This is a genomic window from Streptomyces sp. Y1 (assembly GCF_041053115.1).
GTDB classification, from domain to species: Bacteria; Actinomycetota; Actinomycetes; order Streptomycetales; family Streptomycetaceae; genus Kitasatospora; species Kitasatospora rubellomurina.
On record NZ_CP163445.1, the window covers coordinates 8,050,626 to 8,071,555 of the forward strand.

Consider the following 20,930-nt stretch of genomic DNA (forward strand, 5'->3'; position numbering starts at 1 on the left):
GTGGCCGAGACCTTGACACGTCCTTCCCGGCTCCTTGACGCGGCGTTGACCCCCGGACCGGCCCCGTGCCCGTCGAAATCGTCCGCGACGGCGGTCACTCGGCCGTCACCTCCTCCAGGTCGGCGAGCAGTTCGGAGGCGACGACCGGGTCCAGGTCGGCGAAGCGCAGCGGGTACTGGCCCCGGGGCCAGTAGTCGCCGGGCGCGCTGTCCAGCCAGACCGTCTCGAAGGTCTGGTCGGGGAACTCGTCGACCACACCGACCCAGATGCCCTCGTTGAGCTCGATGACCAGGTGGCAGGCATCGCCGAGCCGCTTGGAGAACCAGCGCTCGATGCCGGCGTCCTGCGGCACCCCGCGCTCCCAGCCGCGCTTGGTCAGACCGAGCAGGCGCCCCACCGGCACCGTGCAGCCCTCGAAGCGGTGCAGGCGGTTGGCGGCCGCCTCCTCGGCCGTCAGGTGGTGCACGGCCCGGCCGAGCTGCGGGAAGGGCTGCAGGATCTCGTAGTCGGCGAAGAGCTCCGACCACGCCGTCACGGCCTCCCCGAGGTGCAACGGGTGGGCGAGGCGGACCGTCGCGTCCTCGGCGAGGGCGAACGCCTCGTCCGCGACGTCCGCGAAGGTGCGGTCCTCGGCGACCCGGAAGGCGGTCGTGGCGGTCACGGCGTCACCGCCCGGGGTGTCCGCGAGCCAGACCAGGCGCCGCACCAGGTGCCAGGTCAGCGGGTGCTGGACGAAGAGCTCCCGGAACTCCGCGGCCGTCCAGCCGCGCTGGGCGACCATGGCCGCCTCCAGGCGGCGTATCTGGTCGGCGGCGACGGTCCGGACGTCCTTCTTCAGCGCCGCGAAGCGCTTGCGCTCGGCCGGGGCGAGCTCCTGGTCGTCCCGGACGCCGGGGGCGGGCAGATCCTTGCGCCGCTTGCCGTCCGCGTCCAGCACGAAGGGGCGCAGCTGCTCGTCGAAGCCGACCGTGAAGCGGCGCGGCCCGTAGTCGATCACCGTGGTGCCGTCCGCGTCGAGGGAGAAGTCCGGGACCAGACGGTCGGACAACTGCTCGCCGGTCAGGCCCAGGCCCTCCGCCACCTCGGAGATCTTCTCCTGGGCACGGAGCTTCAGGGCCTTGAACTTCACCCGCTGGGCGATGCCGTGCAGGTGCAGCAGCGCGACGTCGCTCCCGATCCCGGCCAGCACGCTCAGACCCTCGACGGCGCGGTGGTGCGAACCCTCGCCGGGCCAGTCCCGCAGGATCGGGCTGAGCCGGCGGACCGTCTCGTCGTCGCCGAGGACCCCGAGCGCGTGCAGCGCCCAGCTCTCCTTGGCGGGCATGGCGGCCTGCCGCCACTCCTCGAACAGCGCCCAGGCGAACTCGGCCAACGAGTCCTTGCGGCAGGCCTCGACGACGACGGCGAGCCCCGGGTACGGGTCGGCGGGCTTGGAGAGGGCGAGCATCGTCAGCACGTGCCGGACGGCGTCCTCCGGCAGCGCCTCGCCCGAGGCGAGCAGCAGCTGGGGCAGCACGGCGGGCTGAACCCAGGCGGGCAGCACCGGCATCCGGGCGGGCAGCGCGTTCTCCAGCGGGTCCGTGGCCAGCGCCTCGGCGACGATCTCCGCCGCCTCGCCGCCGTAACGGGCGACCACGGCGGCCAGCACGGCGTCCGTGCCCTCGCCGGCCGCGACCAGACGCAGCGCCTGCTCCGCGGCCCTGCGAGCCGGACCGGCCGCGCCCACCGCGTCCGGCACCAGCAGCAGGCCCGCGGGGATCCCGTGCCGGGCGAACCAGGAACGGGCCGTCGGCTGCACCGACTTGAGCCGGACCAGGCCGTCCGCCATCACCCGCGCCGCGGTGGCGTCGAGGATCGGCAGGAGCAGCGGCGCGAGGCTCGCCGGCTGCGCCTGTGCGACCGACACGGCCATCGACAGCGCCGCCGTCCCGTACTTGGCGACGACGGGGCGCAGGTAATCCTGCCCGCCCCAGAGTTCGGTGGGCCGCCACTTCTCCACCCAGGGGGTCAACACCTCGGCCGGCCCCTGCATCAGCAGTCGACTTCCGTACCAGAGGCCGGCACGGCCGTCGACGACCCGCGCCGCCTCGGCCTCCCAGTCCGTCGACTCCGGGTACTCCCACCCGGTGAACTCCGTACGGGCCCAGCGCTCCTGCTCACCGGGGCGCCACGTCAGGCTCGGCGTGTCAGCGGGCTCCAGGCCGGTGAGCACGCGCGGCTTGCGTCGCGTCCGCTTGCGCGTCCACGGCGGGGAGACCAGCAGCGGGGGCAGGGCGTCCGGCGAGGCCTCGGCCACGCGCTCCCGGGCGCCGTCGAGCGACCGGACCAACTCCGCCACGGCCGGATCGAGCTGCCGGAGGATCGCCGGCAGGCGGTCCTTGTTCAGGGCCACGTGGGAGTTGAGGAGCTGGCGCGCGGCCCGTGCGTTCTTCCCGTCCTTGACCGCCGCGGCGGCCAGCAGCCGCACGGCCCGGACCGGATAGCGCTGGACGGCCTCCTGGAGGGCGGGGCGGGTGTGCTTGTCGTCCAGGCGGGCGAGCAGCAGGCGGAAGGCGTCGTCGGTCGGGAAGCGCGCCACGATCGAGGTCATGTCGCGCACCGCGTCGAAGCCGTAGGCGCACTCGAGCGCCGTGCCGAGGAACGGCACGCAGGCCGTGCCGAGGTTGTCGGCCAGCGTCGCGATGAGGGGGAGCGACCAGCCGTTCCACGGCAGTTGCGGGGCCCCGCCGAGGCGTTCCACCTGCGCCGGATCGTCCAGCGCGGGCAGCAGCATCGCCCGGAGCCGCGGCCCGTCGTCGCCGTAGCCGGGCTCGTCGGCGAGGCAGTCGTCGGCCCAGCCCGGGGTGCCCGGCGCGAGGTGGGCGGCGACGACGCGGCGCTGCGCGCTGGTCCGGCACTCCGCGAGCGCGGCGACGGCCTCCTCGTACGTCGCCTCGTCCGCGGCGGCGAGCAGGGCGCGCACCCGGTCCGCCAGCGCGCGTTCGGCGGCCCGGAGGTCGTGCGGCCTCGGCGCCCGGTGCCGCAGCGCCAGGTCGTACCGGTGGGAACCGCTCTGCGTGTAGTGGGTCTCGACCTCGAAGACCTCCACCACCGCCCGGGCGGCGAACACCAGCCCGTGCCGGGCGACCCACGCGTCGGCGAGCGGGGACTCCTCCCAGCGGCCGGACCGCCACGCGCGCGGCAGCATGCTCGCCACCGCGGCGGCCCCGACCGGGTCCGCCTCCCCGGCCAGGTACGCGCGGGCGGCGCGCACCAGTGCGACATCGGAGCCGTCGGCGGCCAGCACCCGCTCGACCCAGGCCCGCTCGGAGGCGATCAGCTCCTCCTCCTGCTCCACCGCCTGCGGCCGGGGCTCCGCGACGGCCTGGCCCGCGCCCCCACGGCGCGGCAGGACCAGCGGCCGCCAGGCGGCGGGCAGGACGAAGGTGTCCTCGTCCGGCAGCTCGCGGGGCTCCGCCACCGCCTCCGCGGTCCCGACCGCGTGCTCCGTCCGCGGTCCGGCTACGAGCTCCGAGCGCCGCACAGTTCCTCCTCCATGTCGTGGTCGGCCACCGGGTGCGGTGAGCACCCGGTGATCAATGAGCGAAACCCTAGCGAGCAGGTCCGACAACCGCCCAAGCGTGCGGGACGAGCGTTGTGAGACGTCTCAATCCGCAGGTCAGGAGAGCCGCGAACATCTGAGACACGGAGATGGCGGAGGAACGGTTGCCGCTGCTGTGACCGCGTGTCAGAGTCTGTGCCGCCCCCCGGAAGCCGGCCGCACGGCCCCCCGGAGCCGGCCCCCGTCACTCGGCCGGCTCGCCCGTGGGGGATCCCGGGATTCGCAGCGCGCTCCCCGTGGTCGAACAACCCGAACCGCCCGCACCGCCCTCGAAGAAGGACCACCATGCTCAAGAAGTCGATCCGCCGCGGCCTGGTCGCGGCCGCCGCCCTCACGCTCTCCACCGCGGCACTGGCCGGCACCGCGCAGGCGTCGACCACCGCCCCCTGGCTCGGCTACGGCCACACCACCTCGGGCACCGGGGTGTGGTGCGTGCAGCACCTGGTCAACGACTACCGGCGGGCCGCGGGCGAGGCGGCCATCGGCGAGGACAGCCAGTGGGGCCCGCAGACCGACGGCGCCGTGCGGGAGTTCCAGCAGGTCGTCCTCGGCAGCAGCCAGGCGGACGGCGTCGTCGGTCCGGCGACCGGCAGCAAGTTGATGAACTACGACTGGACCGACTCGTACGCCGGGCCCAACGGCGCCTGCAAGCCGTTCGTCCCGACCTACAGCTGACCACGGCGGAGCCCGAGTTACACCGCTCCGCCGGACCGGCGGGCGATTTCCCCCTGCTCCCCCCTGCTCCCCCTGCACAGAAGAGGAACACCATGCGAAACGGACTCAAGAAGCTGGCGGCCACCGGCGCCGTCGGCCTCTCCATGCTCACCACGTCCCTGGTCGGCGCCACGGGCGCGCACGCCGACTCCCAGGACGGCTGCCCCTACCCGTACGTGTGCATCTACGCCGGCCCCGACAGCAGCACCATCGTCGCCGAGTTCCGGGACATCACCAGCTACTACCAGAGCACGTACCACGGGCCGGGCTTCAGCGTCGTCAACACCCGCAACCAGGACACCGTGTGGCTGCGCATCGACCACGGCGGCGGCCCGCTGGACTACGAGTGCCTCACCAACGCGAGCCACCCCAACAACAGCCTGGGGTCGAGCGGAACCCTCACCGGCATCATGATCAGCTCCAACACCAGCTGCTGACGCCCGCGCCGCGGTAGGCGGGCGGCCCGTCGCCGCTTCGGCCCGGCCGAAGCGGCGACGCCGCCCTCCGCCGCTCACGACGCCTGCGGCGTGCGCCAGGCGAACCAGCCGGGGAACCCGTCCGCCAGGGCCGGGTCCCCGGCCAGCCGCACGCTGCCGTCCCGCACCGCGGCCGGGAACGCCAACGTGCCCGCCACCACCCGGTGCAGCGCCCGCAGCTCCGCCGTCACCCACAGGTCCGCCTCCGGCCCGGGCGCCACCCGGCACACGCTCGCCTCGCCGGGCGTCAGCACCAGCCAGACCGGCTCGCGCGGCTGCTCCGGCCCGTCCTGGAACCGGAACTCGGCCACCACCCGCCGCTGCGGCAGCGCCTCCGGCCGGACGAACTGCCGCAGCCGCCACAGCAGCCACCCCGGATCCAGCTGCTCCGCGGCGGGCTCGCCGAAGTACCACTGCCGCGCCCAGTCGCCGAGCTGCCACACCAGCGGCTCCAGCGCGGCCCCGGCCGCCGTCAGCCGGTATGCGGGCCGGCCCGCCCGGTCGGGCCCGTGCTCCAGCAGCCCGATGGCCCGCATCCGGCGCAGCCGACCGGCCAGCAGGGTCCGGTTGAGTCCGGGCAGCCCGCGGTGGATGTCGTTGAACCGGTGTGAGCCCATCAGCAGTTCCCGCAGGATCAGCAGGGTCCACCGGTCGCCGACCGCGTGCACCCCGGCCGAGACCGGGCAGTACTCGATGCCCTGCTCCACCCACAACCCCCAGTACTGTTTCGGTACTTCCCGGCGCCGACGCTACCCCGAGAAGCTCGGGCGAGAGCCGATCCAGCCGCTGAGGAGTCCGCACCGTGACCGACGCCCGCACCCCTACTCCTGCCCCCGCCGGCCCGTCGACCTGGGCAGCCGGGGACTATCCCGCCATGGCGCACCGGCTGGCGCCGGTCGCCGAGCAGGTGGTCCGGCTGGCCGGCGTGACCGCCGGCGCCGGCGTGCTGGACGTGGGCACCGGTACCGGCAACGCCGCGTTGGCCGCCGCCCGCCGCGGAGCCCTGGTCACCGGCGCCGACCCGACCCCCGAACTGCTGGCGCTGGCCTCCGAACGGGCAGCGGCCGAGGGCCTGCCGGTGGTCTGGCAGGAGGTGGACGCGGAGCGGATCACCGGCCGCTACGACCGGGTGCTCTCGGTCTTCGGCGCCATGTACGCCCCGCACGCCCGGTCGGCCGCGGACGCGATGATCCGCTGCTGCGCGCCCGGCGGTCGGGTGGTGTCGGCGGCCTGGACCCCCGGCGGGTTCATGGCCGCGACCAACCACGTGTTCGGCCGCTTCCTGCCCCCGCCGCCGCCCGGCGGGCAGCCGCCGACGCGCTGGGGCGACCCGGAGTTCCTGCGCACCCTCTTCCCGGGGGAGCCGACCTGCACGGTGGAGCGGATCGCCTTCGCGTTCGGGTCGCCGGCGGAGGCGGCCGGCTTCTGGATCCGGGCGGCCGGGCACGTCCAGGTCGAGCGGGCGCGCCTCGTCGCGACCGGCCGCTGGGACGCGCTGCACGAGGAGTTGGCGACGGTGTTCGCCGAGTGGAACCGGCAGCCCCGGGACGGGGCCGGGGACGGGGACGGGACCGGGGTGCGGGTGGAGGCCGAGTACCTGGTCGCGGTCGTCCACCCGCACTGACCGCGCGGCCTCAGCGTGAAGCCGCTCCGGCGCCGCGACGGGGGCGCACGTGCGGCACGGCCGGCCCGCCGGACCTGAGGTTGACGGCCGCGGCCCGCGCCAGCGCCACCGGGTTCAGGAAGCGCAGCGGACCGATCGCCCGGGTCTGGAACCGGTGCATGTGCCGCGCCATCGACTCGTCGCGCGCCGCCGCCGCGAACATCAGCCGCTCCAGCGGGTTCAGCGGGCGGCCCGTGGCGAAGCTGATGTGCCGGTCCTTCTGACGGCGCATCCGCTCCCGGTGCGTCCGCGCGTACTCCGCGAGCGCCGGGTCGAGGTCGCCCCGACCGGTCACGGCCGGGGCGACCGCCTCCGTCAGCCACTTCGCGGACTGCAGCGCCCACCCGCAGCCCGAACCCCACACCGGGTCCCCGGTCAGGGCGGCGTCGCCGATGAACGCGATGCCCGGCGCGATCGGCTCGCGCTCGCGCAGCGGGTAGTCGAGCATCCCGATGATCTTCGATATCCGTTCGGCGGAGTCGATGTCCGGCGCCCCGGGCAGGGCGCGGACGAACGCGTCGAAGCTGCCCTCCAGGTCCGCCCGGAAGCCCGGCAGCCGCTTCTTGTGCGGCAGCACCGCGACGACCGTCACGCCGTCGTCGTTGGGGAACGCGTACGCCATGTCGGGTTCGAGGAACCAGGCGCGCGTCATGTCGTCGGGCAGCGGCAGGTCGCGGTAGTACGCGAGGTAGCCGAACCGGGCGTTCTCGTACGCCCGCGCGGGCACCCCGGCGAACTTCGCCACGGCCGAGTCCCGGCCGTCGGCGCCGACCACCAGCCGGCCCCGGAGCTCCCGCTCGCCCTGCGGTGTCGACGCGCGCACACCCACCGTCCGCCCGGCCTCCCGGACCAGCCCGGTCACCTGGTGGCCGAGCAGCAGCTCGACGCCGGGGGTCTGCGCCGCACGGGCCCGGATCATCGGGTCGAGGACGCTGCGCCGCAGGTTGTACCCGGACGGCAGCCCCGGCCCGGCCAGCACGTCGGTCGGCTCGATCCAGCCCCAACGGGTGTACCAGCGGGCCGTGTTGGGGACGGCCCCGGCCCGCTCGATCGCGGGCAGCAGGCCGAGTTCGTCCAGCACCGGGTAGGCGGAGGCGTGGACGTTGTGGGTGCAGAGCACCCGGTACGCGGCGGGATCCGAGCGGCGCTCCAGCAGCGCGACGCGGGCGCCGCGCCGGGCGAGCAGGATCGCCGCGGCGCTCCCGGCGAGGCTGGCTCCGCTGATGACGACGTCGTAGTCGCTCCCCGCGTTCTCAGGTGTGGTCATGTCCCTGATCGTTCCACTCGCGGACCTACGCCGTTCAGGGAAACGACGAACTGGTCACCGCTGTCAGGGACATGGGCCGGGAGGTCGCACCCGCGCCGCCGCCTCCCGGTCAGCAGTCCGGGACGGGATCGGTCTCGCTGACGATGGCGGTGTCCTTCATGAACCCGAGCCGGCCGTTGTCGGCGACGGTCATCAGCCAGCGCGTCGGGTGCGGCCCGCCGACCCAGGCCTGGTTGTCCTCCTTGCACCAGAACCAGCTGGGGTTGGAGTTCATGTAGCCGACGACGGTGTTCGGGTCCGGGTAGAGGTGGTTGTTGCCGACCGTGCCGTAGACCGGGGAGCCGGGCACGTTGTAGCAGTACCAGCGGTTGCTCTCCCCGGGCCAGCAGTTGTCGGCCGCCGAGGCGGACGGCGCGGCCACCAGGCCCAGGCTCACGGCGAGGGCGGTGGTGGCAGCGGCGGCGGTGATCCTGGCGGCGCGGACCTTGCGGAACATGTCCCACTCCTGGCGTCGTGCGGGCGAATCGGCTCGGCCCGCAGCGTGCCCGGCCGTCCCGGCGTGTCACACCTCCGGGACCGGTGATGGCCCGAAGTGTCCGGTTTTCGGAGGATCGTGGCCGAACGAGGTCGATTTCCTGTCCGGACCCGGGCGCGGAAGTGCCAGTCGCTCATGCGTCGCGGGTGGGGCCTTTCGGGTGACCTGTGTGTGATCCGTAAAGGTTCGTGTTCCACAGTTGTGTAGTGTTCCCGGTGTTGCCGCGGTGGAGTGGCCGAGCGGTGAGGCAGCGGCTTGCAGGGCCGTTTACATGGGTTCGAATCCTATCTCCACCTCTTTTCCCACTTCTCCTTTTCCCTTTCGGGTCCCCGCAGTGGCCGTGCCCCGCGGGCCCGCCACCACGGTCGCGGCGACGAGTCCGGCCGATAGGGCGATCATCGTGATCACAACCCACCCCCTCGCTGAGGCCCCGCTGTTCGGGGACGATGGAATCGGGGCACGAATTGTTGTTCGGCGGTCATGATTTGAGTGGATAGTGAGCCAGCGTGCCGGTCCGAGGTCGAGAGCGAGGTCGACCCTGGCCGTGCCGAGTACCGCGTCGTCGCCGTCGCCGCCGTCCGGATCGGGTCGGGGGCGGAGGGTCGCACGTCCCTCCGCCCCCGACCGCCGGCGCTAGCGGGCGGCTCCGGCGTGGGCGGTGACCGGCACGGTGGGCCGGTCCGCCGCCAGGCGCTCGAAGCAGTCGCGCCACGAACCCTCACGCGGCTGCCATCCGTAGGCCGTCCGGGCGCGGGTGTCGTCCGCGCCGCGGGCCCAGCCCGGCCGTCCCTGGCTAGGGGCGGGCGCCGGTACGCCGAGTGCGCGGGCCAGCACGGGCATCCAGTCGTGCGCTGCGGCCGGTTCGTCGTCCACCACGTTGACCACGCCGCTCGGCCAGTCCAGCGCGGCGAGTGCGGCTCTCGCCGCGTCCGCGACGTGCAGGAACGAGGTCACCGAGCCGTCCGCGGCGAGTTCGCCGCGCCGCAGGCGGCCGGCGACCGGGCCGTCCGGCTCGTACCAGGTGCCGGGTCCGTGGAACATGCCGTACCGCAGGATCACGTGCTCGGGGAGCTCGGCCACCGCCCGTTCGAGCGCGAGCACGCCGTCCACGGACGTGGCCCGGGGCTCGGGCGCGTCGGTGTCCAGTGCGGTTTCCTCGGTGGCCGGGCCCTCGCCCGGTTCGTAGGCCCAGCTGATCGACTGCGCGACGATCCGCTCGACGCCGGCCCGGTGCGCCGCGTCGACCAGGTTGCGGGTGCCCTCGCGGCGGATCCGGGCGTTGTCGGCGAGGTTCGCGTCGGCCAGTGCGGTCAGCTGGTGGACGATCACCTGGGGCGCCGCGGCGGCCACGGCGTCCAGCACGCCCGCACGGTCGAACATGTCCAGGCGGACGGCTTCGGCGCCCTGGGCGCGCAGCCAGGCGATCCCGCGGGGCGTACGGGAGGCGGCCGTCACGCGGTGGCCGGCGTCCAGTAACAGGGGCAGCAGCAGGCGGCCGACGGCGCCGGTGCCACCGGCGAGGAAGACGTGCATGGCCATCGTTCCTTTCGTTCCTTTTTCAATTGTTGAGGACTGTACCGTCTTGCTCCGGACCGCCGTGCCGGCTGCCGCCCCGCCACGGCGCGCCCGGTCCGACCGCGCCGCGGACACGATCGGGTGACGGCGCCTCATGCGCGCCGAGGACGGCACGAACTGTGTGAGTATCCGAAGGCCCGTACGGCACCCGCCCGACCGGAACCAGCGTGGAAGGACTCCGAGTGGACCAGACAGGCCGTCCCCTGCTCAGGCACCCGCGACCGCCCGGCATCGACACCCTCGACTTCACCGTCCGGCACGGCCTCGACGCCATCGCCGACCCGCGCCACCGCGCCATGGTCGCCGACGTCCTGTCCGCCGGCCTCGTCGACCGGATGATCGCCCTCACCGATTCCTTCGACCCGTCCGCCGACCTCGCGCAGGCCCGCGCCGACGCCGAGGTGCTCACCGCGGAGTTCGCGGCCTTCGGCGTCACCGTCCCCGCCGCCACGACCGCCAACATCACGCTGATGCGGGCCCTGATGGTGCCGATCGCCGACGACGCCCTCGCCCTCGCCGTCGACCGGATCTGGGTGTTCGTCACCACCACCGACGACGTGTGCTGCCACGACCGTGCCGAGGCCGAAACCATCCTGCGGGCGGGCATGCTGTCCGGGGTGACCGCGTCCTCGCCGAACACCCGGTACATCCGGCACATGTTCGGCGAGATCGCGCGGTTCTGCGATCCGACCTTCCTCGCCGCCTTCAAGAGCTTCTTCTACAACGCGATCACCGGTGTCCTCATGGAGGCCGAGTTCACGCCGGACGCGTCCGACCACGTCGACGGCGACTTCGTGCGCGTCTTCAACGGGTTCTCCCAGTTCTGGTGCCTCACCCTCCAGTTCGCCGACCCCTGCCTGGAGGCCTCGTCCCACCGGGCGTTCTGGTCGGCGGCGCTGAGCCACGGCGTCGCCTTCCTCAACGACGTCAACGACGTCCTGTCCTTCTACAAGGAGGCGGTGCACGGCGAGGACTTCGCCGTCAGCCGGATCCACCGCCGCTCGCTCCAGGAACGCATCCCGTACCTCGCGGCCTACCGCCGGAGCCTCGACAGCGGCCTGGCCGCCTACCGGAGCGTTCTCGACCTCGCCACCGAAGACCAACGGCCCCACCTCGACCGGTACATGACCGGCTTCGCCTACTGGCACTTCCACTGCCGCCGCTACCGCTGGTCCGACGTCTACCCGGGCCTGACCATGATCGACGTGTGATCGGCGCCTGATCGGCGTGGGGCTCCGCCGCTCCGGCGGAGGGCGGCTCGGTCAGGCGGTGGCGGCGTCGAGGGGCTCCAGGCCGGCCAGTTCGTCCTCGGACAGGCGCAGGGCGCCGGTCGCCACGTTCTGGGCGAGGTGGTCGATGTCGCCGGTGCCGGGAATGGCCAGGACGTGCGGGCCCTGGTGCAGCGTCCAGGCCAGGCGGACCTGGGCGGTGCTCACACCGCGGGCGCGGGCGAGGGCCCGCACCTCCCTGCTGTCGTCGGCGGGCGCGCCGGCGGTGCGGCCGTTGCCGGCGATCGAGTAGAACGGCACGAACGCGACGCCCTGGTCACCGCACAGGCGCAGGAGTTCCCGCTGCTCGGGCGCCGCACCGATGCCGTACATGTTCTGGACGCAGACCACCGGCGCGATGGCCCGGGCCTCGGCGAGGTGGTGCGGGTGGATGTTGGACAGGCCGAGGTGGCGGACGAGTCCGGCATCGCGCAGTTCGGCGAGTGCGCCGAAGCGCTCGGCGACGGAATCGCTGCCGACGATGCGCAGGTTGACCACGTCGAGGTGGTCGCGGCCGAGCTGGCGCAGGTTCTCCTCGACCTGGCCGCGCAACTGCTCGGGGGTGGCGTGCGGCAGCCAGGTGCCCGAGGGGCCGCGGCCGGGGCCGACCTTGGTGGCGATGACGAGGTCGTCCGGGTAGGGCGCGAGGGCGCGGTTGATCAATTCGTTGGCGGAGCGCAGCGACGAGAAGTAGAACGCGGCGGTGTCGATGTGGTTCACACCGAGCTCGACCGCCCTGCGCAGCACCGTGATCGCCTGGTCGCGGTCGCGCGGGACGGCGTCGGGGGCGAACGCCTCGCCGTGCTGGGTCAGGCGCATCGCGCCGAAGCCGATCCGGTTGACGGTGCGGTCGCCGAGCTTCCAGGTGCCCGATGCCGCCGCGGTGATGGTCTGTGAGGTCATGGCGGCATGATCGGCGCACGGTAACGTGGCGGGCCAGTGATTCACACATGTCCGAATCCACCGGGGGGTGCTCGTCATGGCGGAACTCGCGTTCTCGGCGAACGATCTCGCGAAGGTACGCTTCGCCGTCTCGCCGATGTGGGAGGTCGCGCCGAGCTTCCGGCTGCTGATGTCGACCACCGCGCACCCGGTCCACCGGCCCTGGGTCGAGCAGGTGCGGCCGCGTGTGCTGGCCGCCGGCCTGGAGCGAGGATGGCTGGCCGAGTTGATCGGCCCCTCCGGCTACGTCCCCGACTTCCTCACGCCGGCTCCCGGCCAGCCGGCGCCCGCTCCGGCTGCGGAGTGGGACGCGATCCGGGCCACGCCCGCCGACCGGGTGCGACAGGACCTCGACCACCTCGCCCGCCACCAGGGGTACCTCGGCCCACGGCTGTCCGGCCTCCGCGCCGACCCGCCTGCCGGGCTGGCCAGGCTGACGCAGGAGATCGAGACCTACTGGGAGTCGGCGCTCGCGCCCTACTGGGCGCGGATCAGGGCCGTCCTGGACGCCGATGTCTTCCACCGGGCCCGCACCGTCGCCGAACACGGCGCGGGGCACCTGTTCAACGACCTGCACGCCTCGGTGAGCTGGGACGACGACGCACTCACCCTGGCCCGCCGGAAACGGGACATGCCGCGCCACCGCGCGGGCACGGGGCTGCTGCTGATCCCGTCCGCGTTCACCGGCCCCGGCCTGCGCACCCGGATGCGACCGCCGGACCCGCCGCAACTCGCCTATCCGGCACGTGGCGTGGGCGCACTGTGGGAGAAGCGGCCGGCCACGGGTGCCTGTGCCCTCAGCCCCGTCCTCGGCCGCTCGCGCACCCTGTTGCTCACCGAGCTGGAGACCCCGGCCTCCACCACCGAGCTGGCCCGCCGCACCGGACTCTCCCCGGCCGGAGTGTCCCAGTACCTCACCGCGCTGCGTGGTGCGGGTCTGGTCAGCGCCCATCGCGCCGGCCGCTCCGTCCTCTACGCCCGCACCGGCGCCGCCGAAACCCTCCTCGCGGCGTCCTGCTCCTGAAGGTCCGGCGCGGGCGAGGGAGCTTCCCGGTGCTGGGGGACGACCGGGCCGCATGACGTGTGGTGGCACTGGCCGATGCCCCGGAAACCCGGGTGCTTCGACGGGCGGCGGTCGGGTAGTGTGCGGACCATGTCGAGTCCTGAGTCGGACAGGGTGGGGGCTTTCGGTCACGCCGTCAGCCCCCTGAACCACTGAGTTCGTAGCGCCGTTTGTCGCGCCGTTTGTCGCGCCGCTTCGCGCGGCGGGAGGAGTGTGCGCCCGGGGCTGGCCGCGGTGACGAGATGACCTTCTCGTTCCTCTCTCACCCCGGAGCCACTCGATGCCTCTGCCGCTGTACCTGCTTGCCCTGGCGGTCTTCGCCATGGGGACCTCGGAGTTCATGCTCGCCGGCCTCCTGCCGGAGATCGCCTCGGATCTTGACGTCACCGTCGGGACAGCGGGCGTCCTCACCTCGGCCTTCGCGATCGGCATGGTCGTCGGTGCCCCTCTGGTGGCCGCGCTCGCCCGTCATCGGCCCAGGCGTGCGGGCCTCCTCGGGTTCGTGCTCGTCTTCGCGGCGGCGCACGCCGTGGGCGCCCTCACCACGAACTTCCCGGTCCTGTTCGCCACCCGGGTCGTCGCCGCGCTCGCGAACGCGGGGTTCCTCGCCGTCGCTCTGACGGCTGCCGCCGCGCTGGTCCCGCCCGACCGGAAGGGACGCGCGCTGGCCGTACTGCTGTCGGGCACGACCGTGGCCACGATCGCCGGTGTCCCCGGGGGGTCGGTGCTCGGCACGTTGCTCGGCTGGCGGGCCGCGTTCTGGGCCGTCGCGGTTCTCTGCCTGCCTGCGGCTCTCGGCGTCCTGAAGGGAGTCCCGGCGGGACGCGAGGAGGACGAGGCGGCCGGCAGGCCGGCCCTGCGAGCGGAACTCGCCCAACTCGCCAGGCCGCGGCTGGTCCTGGTGATGCTGCTCGGTGCGCTGGTGAACGCGGCGACGTTCGGCAGCCTCACCTTCCTCGCCCCCGTGGTGACCGACAGCGCCGGGCTGGGCGCGATGTGGGTCTCCGCGGCTCTGGTGCTCTTCGGCGTCGGTTCCTTCGTCGGCGTCACCGTCGCCGGACGGCTGTCCGACCGGCGTCCCGGCCTGGTCCTCGCGGTCGGCGGCCCCTTGCTGCTCATCGGCTGGCCGGCCCTGGCGGTGCTGGCCGACGAGCCGGTCGCCCTGTTCCTCCTCGTGTTCGCGCAGGGGGCACTGTCGTTCGCGGTGGGCAGCACGCTGATCGCGCGGGTCCTGTACGAGGCCGCCGGAGCCTCCACCATGGCCGGCTCGTACGCGACCGCGGCGCTCAACGTGGGCGCCGCGGTCGGCCCCGTCATCGCCGCGGCCACCCTCGGCACCGAGGCCGGGGCCCTCGGGCCGCTCTGGGCGAGCGGGCTCCTCGTCGGGTGGCGATGCTCATCGCCCTCCCCGTGCGCACCGCCCTCGGGGCCGGCCGGAACACCGAGGTGCTCCGCTGAGACGTGTGGGTGCCGAGGCTGGTCACGGGAGGGGCTCCTCCGTCTCCCGGGCCGGGACGGCCCGCTGGGCGGGGACGCCGGTGCGCTCGTTCTGCAGGTCCCACAGCTCCCGGAACCGGCCGCCCGTGTCGGCGACCAGCTCGGCGAACGTCCCTTCCTGGAGGACCTTCCCGTCCTCGAGGACGACGATCCGGTCGGCGACGGCCACGTTGGTGAGCCGGTGGGTGACCAGGACGACGGCGCGCTCGCGGGCGACGGCCCGCAGGTTGCGGAAGATCCGGTGCTCGGCCCGTGGGTCGAGGGCGGCGGTGGGCTCGTCCAGGACGAGGAGCCCGGCCTCGCGGTGGAAGGCCCGGGCGATGGCCAGCCGCTGCCACTGCCCTCCGGACAGTTCCTCGCCGCCCATCCACTCGACGGCCAGGAGCGTGGACAGGCCCCGGCGGAGCTTGGCGACGACCTCGCCCGCCCCGGAGGCCTCGGCGGCGCGCAGCACCGCCTCGTCGCCATCGGGGGCCGGCTGCCCGAGGGTGATGTTCTCCCGGCAGGTCAGCGGCCAGCGCGCGTAGTCCTGGGGCACGACCGCGACCTGGCGCCACAGGGCGTGCGGGTCCAGGTCGCGGGTGTCCTGCCCGTCCCAGCGCACCGATCCGGCGGCCGGCAGGTAGAGGCCCGCGAGGAGTTTGGCGAGGGTGGTCTTGCCCGAGCCGTTCTCGCCCACCAGGGCCAGGATCTCGCCGCGGTCGACGTGCAGACTGACCCGGTCCAGCGCGGTGCGCTCGGAGGCGGGGTAGGCGTAGGTCAGGCCGTGCACAGAGATCCGGCGCGGTGCCGGCGGTACGGCGGTGCCGCGCTGCGGCCGGTGGCCGCCGGCGGTGTCGAGGAAGCTCGACCAGTCGTCCAGGTACATGCCGGTGCGGAACAGATCGGCGCCGTAGCCGACGATGCCGTGCAGGCTGGTGCCGACCGAGCCGAGGGCGAACACCGCCGCGCCGCCGTGCGGCAGGCTCATCCGGCCGGTGCTGACCAGCCACAGCATCGTGCCCCACACCAGGGCGGTGCCGAGGCCGGACGCGGCGGCGCCGATCACCGAGACCCTGGCGCCCTTCAGCGCCGCCTGCCGGGAGCTGACGTCCAGTCGCCGGCCGACCTGCTCGTACTTGGCGAGCAGGAACTCGCCCATGGTGTCGGAGCGGACCTGGTCGGCGTTGCGTTTGAGGTGGATGTACCAGCGCAGGTTCGCCATGATCCGGCGGTCGCCGATGGCGGCCCGGTTCGCCAGGAACTGCACCCGGGCGGCGTGGACCGACGCGATGCCCTGTGGCAGCGCGGCCAGCACGAGCAGCGGCAGGAGGAGGGGGTGGAGCACCGTCAGCACGCCCGCGGCGCCGACGAGGGAGGCGAGTGCGGCGATCAGGTTCTGTGCCTCGCCGACGATGTCGACGCACACCTCGGCGCCGCGGTCGGCGGCCTCCAACTCGTCGTTGTAGCCGGCGTGGTCGTAGGCGGTCAGCTCGGCGGCCACGGTGGCGCGTAGCACCGCCGCCTCCGCCTCGCGGGAGATCCGGGGGGACAGGTGGACGGTGACGGTGCGGATGGTGATGCCGAGCAGTGCGCGGGCGCCCGCCGCCGCCGCGATCACCAGGATCGACGGCGCCGCGTGAGTGAGCTTGTCGCCGATCGGGCCCGGGCCGAACAGGGCCGCGATCGCGCCGGTGGTCGCGAACAGCCCAGCCGCGCCGAGGACGGCCGAGACGACCTGGCAGGTCAGCAGCAGGGCGACGGAGGCGCGGTCGATGCGCCAGCCGAGCCGGAAGGCGCGTACCACGAGGGCGGGGAGCCGGCGGGCCATCGAGCCGACGCTGATCGCCTCGATCGCCTTGATGCGCTGGCCGTCCGCCAGCCACTGCAGCTCCTCGTCGGCGGCCTCGGTCGCCGGGGTCGGCCCGGCCGCTCGGGTCGCTCGGGTCGCGGCGCTCATGCGTCCGCCTCCTCTCGGGGGTCGATGGGCATCGGGGCAGGGGTGTGCATCACGGCTCCTCCAGGTGAGGGATTGCCAGGATTGCCAAGTCGGCTTCTACCGTGCCGAGTTGGCGTGCGCCGGTGAACGGGGAGGGTCTGATGATGGAGCTGTTCGAATGCGCCCTTCAAGCGGATTTACCCCCGGGCGAGCCCGGGTCGAATCGGGAGTTTTCGAGCAGCTCCGAGGCGCCGCCGAGGGGCTGCTCCCCTTGCTCGTGAAGGACGGCGAGGAACGCCGGAAGCCAGTGCGCAGGCGGCGAGTGCACGTTCGAGTGAGGCTGTCCGGCCGGGTTCGGGGCGGTCGCGGACGCCCACCCGGGCAGGGCGTCGGGCAGCGCCCGGCCGCCGCCCGATTCACCCGATCGGTTGGACGGTTGCCCGACCGGGTTTCGGGTCGAGGGCGCTCGCCCGGGAGGGGAGGTGGCGTCCCATCATGTGGACGGGTTCCGTGATTCTCGCGGATTCCCACGGATTCCCGCGCCGGGCCGGGACTTTGCCCCTAAGCTGGCCGACGCAGTTGGTTCGCCCCGTCCGCCAGGCGGGGCGTCGTAAGAGGGAACCCGGTGACGCCTTTCCATTGGCCAGTCCGGGACTGCCCCGCAGCGGTGAGTGGGAACGACCGCCGTCATACGCACTGGGCCCGGATCGGGTCTGGGAAGCGACGGTCAGTAGGTGTCCGTCCTGGAATCAGGGCGGGCGTGCCCCCGAGTCCGAAGACCTGCCACTGCCCGTGCGCGACCGTTCGCGCGCGGCCATCCGGTGACCTCGTGGGCGGGTCGGCGACCATACCTGACGGAGCCGTACCCATCCGCGGTCGCCCGTCCGGTTCGTCCTACCTTCGCGTTCTCGTGCCGCCACCGGGTGCTTGAGGATCCAGACTCGCGAAGGAGAGTCCCTTGACCACGAAGTCCGCAGCCGCGGCGACCCTCGCCACCGCGTACGGCTACCCCCGCCAGGGCCGGGGCCGGGAGTTGAAGAAGGCGATCGAGGGGTACTGGAAGGGCGCCGTCACCGCCGAGGCACTGCTGTCCGCGGCCGCCGACCTGCGCCGGGAGAACTGGCAGCAGCTCGTCGATGCCGGCATCGAGGAGGTCCCGACCGGTGACTTCTCGCTCTACGACCACGTGCTGGACACCACCGTCGCGGTCGGCGCGATCCCGCCCCGGCACCGGGCCGCCGTCGACGCCGACCCACTGGACGGCTACTTCGCCATGGCGCGCGGCACCCAGGACGTCGCGCCGCTGGAGATGACCAAGTGGTTCGACACCAACTACCACTACCTGGTGCCCGAGTTGGGGCCGGACACCGTCTTCGCGGCGAACCCGGCCAAGGCCGTCGGCGAGCTCAAGGAGGCCCTCGCGCTCGGTCATGACGCCCGCCCGGTGCTGGTCGGCCCGGTGACGTACCTGCTGCTGGCCAAGCCGGCGCCCGGCGTCGCCGAGGACTTCGAGCCGATCACCCTGCTGGACCGGCTGCTGCCCGTCTACGCCGAACTCCTCGCCGAGCTGCGGGCCGCGGGCGCCGCGTGGGTGCAGCTGGACGAGCCCGCCCTGGTCCAGGACCGCACCCCGGCGGAGCTGAACGCCGCCGCCCGCGTCTACCGGGAGCTGGGCGCGCTGACCGAGCGACCCAAGCTGCTGGTGGCGAGCTACTTCGACCGTCTCGGCGACGCGCTGCCCGTGCTGGCCAAGGCCCCGGTGGAGGGCCTGGCGCTGGACTTCACCGGACCGGCCGCCGCCAACCTGGACGACCTCGCCGCGGTCGGCGGGCTGCCCGGCAAGCGCCTGGTCGCCGGGGTGATCGACGGGCGCAACATCTGGATCAACGACCTGGGCGCCTCGCTGTCCACCCTGGCGACCCTGCTGGGCCTCGCCGACCGGGTCGACGTCGCGCCGTCCTGCTCGCTGCTGCACGTGCCGATCGACGCCACCCTCGAACGCGACATCGACCCGCAGATCGCCCGCTGGCTCGCGTTCGCCAAGCAGAAGGCCCGCGAGGCCGCCCTGCTGGCGCGCGGCCTGCGCGAGGGCACCGGCGCGATCACCGCCGAACTCGCCGCCAACCGCGCCGACCTGGCCTCCCGCGCCGCCTCGCCGATCACCCGCGACCCGGCCGTCCGCGCCCGCACCGCGGCCGTCACCCCGGGCGACACCCGCCGCGCCCAGCCCTACGCCGTCCGGGCCGAGGCCCAGCGCGCCCGGCTCGGCCTTCCGATGCTGCCGACCACCACCATCGGCTCCTTCCCGCAGACCACCGAGCTGCGCCTCGCCCGAGCCGACCTGAACGCCGGGCGGATCGGGCCGGACGCCTACCGCGAGCGGATGGAGGCCGAAGTCCGCGAGGTGATCGCCTACCAGGAGAAGGCCGGCCTGGACGTCCTGGTGCACGGCGAGCCCGAACGCAACGACATGGTCCAGTACTTCGCCGAACAGCTCACCGGCTACCTCGCCACCCGCCACGGCTGGGTGCAGTCCTACGGCACCCGCTACGTCCGGCCGCCGGTCCTCGCCGGGGACATCTCCCGCCCGCACCCGATGACCGTCGACTGGTTCCGCTACGCCCAGGACCTGACCGACCGCCCGGTCAAGGGCATGCTCACCGGCCCGGTCACCATGCTCGCCTGGTCCTTCGTCCGCGACGACCAGCCGCTCGCCGAGACCGCCCGCCAGGTCGCCCTCGCCCTGCGCGACGAGGTCACCGACCTGGAGGCCGCCGGCGCCGCCGTCGTCCAGGTCGACGAACCGGCCCTGCGCGAAACCCTCCCCCTGCGGGCCGCCGCCCGCCCGGCCTACCTGGACTGGGCCACCGAGGCCTTCCGCCTCGCCACCTCGGGCGTGCGCGCCGACACCCAGATCCACACCCACATGTGCTACGCCGAGTTCGGCGCGATCATGACCGCGATCGACGAACTCGACGCCGACGTCATCTCCTTGGAGGCGACCCGCTCGCACATGCAGGTCGCCGGCGAGCTGGCCGGCGCGGGATACCCGCGCGAGGTCGGCCCGGGCGTGTGGGACATCCACTCCCCGCGCGTCCCGAGCACCGAGGAGGCCGTCGAGCTGCTCCGGGCCGGCCTCGCGGCGATCCCCGCCGAGCGGCTGTGGGTCAACCCGGACTGCGGTCTGAAGACCCGCGGCTGGCCCGAGACCCGCGCCTCCCTGGACAGCCTGGTCGGCGCCGCCCGCCGCCTGCGGGCGGAACTCGCCGGCTGACAGCGGCCCTTGGGGGGTCGGGCTCGGCACGAGGGCCGAGCCCGCCCCCGGGGGTGACGGCGCTGTCCGGCGAATCCGTGGCGAGCGGGAGCGGGCGGTGCACCGGGCGTGCGAGCATGATCGGATGACTGCGACTGCCGAAGAGGCGTACGAGCTGCACCGGGTGGCGACACCCGTTCTGGAGATCGCCTACCACCGGACCGGCGGGCGGCGCCGGGAGACCGATCCTCCGGTGATCCTCTTGCACGGCTTCCCCTACGACGTGCGGGCGTACGACGAGGTGGCGCGGCTGCTCGCGGAGGCCGGTCGGGAGGTGTTGACGCCGTACCTGCGTGGCTACGGGCCGACCAGGTTCCTGGCCGACGACTCCCCGCGCAGCGGTCAGCAGGCCGCGCTCGCGCAGGACTTGGTGGAGTTCATGGACGCCCTGGGGATCGAGCGGGCCGTGGTCGCCGGCTACGACTGGGGTGGGCGCGCGGCCTGTGCGGCGGCGGCGCTGTGGCCGGAGCGGATCCACGGCCTGGTCGCGGCGGGCGGCTACACCGTCCAGGACATCGCCCGCGCCGCGGAGCCCGCCGCACCGGAGGCGGAGCGCAACCTCTGGTACCAGTACTACTTCCACTCGGAGCGGGGCCGCCAGGGGCTGGAGCGGAACCGTGAGGAGCTGTGCGGGCTGCTCTGGCGGCTCTGGTCCCCGACCTGGCCGCAGGCCGGGGAGGCCTTCGCCGCCTCGGCCCCCAGCCTGCACAACCCGGACTTCGTGGAGGTCGCGATCCACTCCTACCGCCACCGCTTCGGACTGGTCGAAGGCGATCCGCGCTATCAGGAGCTGGAGGACGCGCTGGCCGGACGGCCGCCCGTCGCGGCGCCGACGATGGTGCTGGTCGGCGAGGAGAACGGCGTGATCCCCGCCGCGGACCAGACCGGCACCGAGCGCTTCACCGGGCCGTGCGAGGTGCGGACCCTGCCCGGCGTGGGCCACAACGTCCCGCAGGAGGCCCCCGAAGCCTTCGCCTCGGCGATCCTGGACCTGCCGGTGTAGCCCCGGGAACGATCAGCGGTTGCCGAGGCGCCGAGATGTCCACGGGGTGGGGCCGTGCGGGCATCCGGGGGCGTGGGGTCAGTTTACTGACATGA

14 protein-coding genes, 1 tRNA gene, 1 pseudogene and 1 riboswitch are annotated in these 20,930 nt (G+C 73.7%); of the genes and pseudogenes, 9 read left to right on the forward strand and 7 right to left on the reverse strand.

Features of this window, described 5'->3' with window-relative positions:
• Positions 1–94: 94 nt before the first annotated feature.
• Positions 95–3,460 carry a DUF4132 domain-containing protein gene (locus AB2U05_RS35115; protein WP_369185507.1) on the reverse strand — a complete coding sequence of 1,122 codons (3,366 nt, stop codon included), beginning with the start codon at positions 3,458–3,460 and terminating at the stop codon, positions 95–97.
• Positions 3,461–3,886: 426 nt separating this feature from the next.
• Between AB2U05_RS35115 and AB2U05_RS35120 the strand changes: the two genes are divergently transcribed.
• A complete protein-coding gene (locus AB2U05_RS35120; RefSeq protein WP_369185508.1) occupies positions 3,887–4,276 on the forward strand; it encodes a peptidoglycan-binding protein in 390 nt (129 codons plus the stop codon).
• 92 nt (positions 4,277–4,368) lie between these two features.
• Complete coding sequence (locus AB2U05_RS35125; protein ID WP_369185509.1) at positions 4,369–4,752, forward strand: hypothetical protein; 384 nt, start codon at positions 4,369–4,371, stop codon at positions 4,750–4,752.
• A gap of 74 nt (positions 4,753–4,826) precedes the next feature.
• On the opposite strand, the gene AB2U05_RS35130 is transcribed toward AB2U05_RS35125, so the two are convergent.
• On the reverse strand, positions 4,827–5,498 hold the full coding sequence (locus AB2U05_RS35130) for a winged helix-turn-helix transcriptional regulator (RefSeq protein ID WP_369185510.1): 672 nt from the start codon (positions 5,496–5,498) through the stop codon (positions 4,827–4,829).
• Positions 5,499–5,593: 95 nt separating this feature from the next.
• Between AB2U05_RS35130 and AB2U05_RS35135 the strand changes: the two genes are divergently transcribed.
• On the forward strand, positions 5,594–6,415 hold the full coding sequence (locus AB2U05_RS35135; protein ID WP_369185511.1) for a class I SAM-dependent methyltransferase: 822 nt from the start codon (positions 5,594–5,596) through the stop codon (positions 6,413–6,415).
• Positions 6,416–6,425: 10 nt separating this feature from the next.
• Here AB2U05_RS35135 and AB2U05_RS35140 read toward each other — a convergent pair whose 3' ends face one another.
• A complete protein-coding gene (locus tag AB2U05_RS35140; RefSeq protein WP_369185512.1) occupies positions 6,426–7,721 on the reverse strand; it encodes an NAD(P)/FAD-dependent oxidoreductase in 1,296 nt (431 codons plus the stop codon).
• A gap of 109 nt (positions 7,722–7,830) precedes the next feature.
• On the reverse strand, positions 7,831–8,217 hold the full coding sequence (locus AB2U05_RS35145) for a hypothetical protein (protein WP_045692499.1): 387 nt from the start codon (positions 8,215–8,217) through the stop codon (positions 7,831–7,833).
• A 264-nt stretch (positions 8,218–8,481) separates the two neighbouring features.
• Between AB2U05_RS35145 and AB2U05_RS35150 the strand changes: the two genes are divergently transcribed.
• Positions 8,482–8,552 (forward strand) — tRNA-Cys (locus tag AB2U05_RS35150).
• A 337-nt stretch (positions 8,553–8,889) separates the two neighbouring features.
• Here AB2U05_RS35150 and AB2U05_RS35155 read toward each other — a convergent pair.
• Positions 8,890–9,795, reverse strand: coding sequence for an NAD-dependent epimerase/dehydratase family protein (locus AB2U05_RS35155; RefSeq protein ID WP_369185513.1), 906 nt, complete (start codon positions 9,793–9,795; stop codon positions 8,890–8,892).
• A gap of 218 nt (positions 9,796–10,013) precedes the next feature.
• Between AB2U05_RS35155 and AB2U05_RS35160 the strand changes: the two genes are divergently transcribed.
• Positions 10,014–11,042: a hypothetical protein gene (locus tag AB2U05_RS35160; protein WP_369185514.1), complete on the forward strand. Its 1,029-nt coding sequence runs from the start codon at positions 10,014–10,016 to the stop codon at positions 11,040–11,042.
• A 51-nt stretch (positions 11,043–11,093) separates the two neighbouring features.
• On the opposite strand, the gene AB2U05_RS35165 is transcribed toward AB2U05_RS35160, so the two are convergent.
• The gene (locus AB2U05_RS35165; RefSeq protein ID WP_045692500.1) at positions 11,094–12,002 is read right to left on the reverse strand and encodes an aldo/keto reductase; all 909 of its coding nucleotides are present in this window, start codon (positions 12,000–12,002) and stop codon (positions 11,094–11,096) included.
• Positions 12,003–12,078: 76 nt separating this feature from the next.
• Between AB2U05_RS35165 and AB2U05_RS35170 the strand changes: the two genes are divergently transcribed.
• Positions 12,079–13,065, forward strand: a complete 987-nt coding sequence (locus AB2U05_RS35170; RefSeq protein WP_369185515.1) for a DUF5937 family protein — start codon at positions 12,079–12,081, stop codon at positions 13,063–13,065.
• 319 nt (positions 13,066–13,384) lie between these two features.
• Positions 13,385–14,562 (forward strand): annotated as a pseudogene (locus AB2U05_RS35175) (Cmx/CmrA family chloramphenicol efflux MFS transporter).
• A 22-nt stretch (positions 14,563–14,584) separates the two neighbouring features.
• Here AB2U05_RS35175 and AB2U05_RS35180 read toward each other — a convergent pair.
• Positions 14,585–16,540 (reverse strand): ABC transporter ATP-binding protein, encoded by a 1,956-nt coding sequence (locus AB2U05_RS35180; RefSeq protein WP_369185516.1) that lies wholly within the window; start codon positions 16,538–16,540, stop codon positions 14,585–14,587.
• Between the two features lie 542 nt (positions 16,541–17,082).
• Positions 17,083–17,322, forward strand: a riboswitch (cobalamin riboswitch).
• Positions 17,323–17,477: 155 nt separating this feature from the next.
• On the opposite strand from AB2U05_RS35180, the gene metE reads away from it, so the two are divergent.
• Both metE and AB2U05_RS35190 read left to right on the forward strand, forming a co-directional pair.
• The gene (metE, locus tag AB2U05_RS35185; RefSeq protein ID WP_369185517.1) at positions 17,478–19,793 is read left to right on the forward strand and encodes a 5-methyltetrahydropteroyltriglutamate--homocysteine S-methyltransferase; all 2,316 of its coding nucleotides are present in this window, start codon (positions 17,478–17,480) and stop codon (positions 19,791–19,793) included.
• 124 nt (positions 19,794–19,917) lie between these two features.
• Positions 19,918–20,835 carry an alpha/beta fold hydrolase gene (locus AB2U05_RS35190; protein WP_369185518.1) on the forward strand — a complete coding sequence of 306 codons (918 nt, stop codon included), beginning with the start codon at positions 19,918–19,920 and terminating at the stop codon, positions 20,833–20,835.
• The last annotated feature ends 95 nt before the right edge of the window (positions 20,836–20,930 follow it).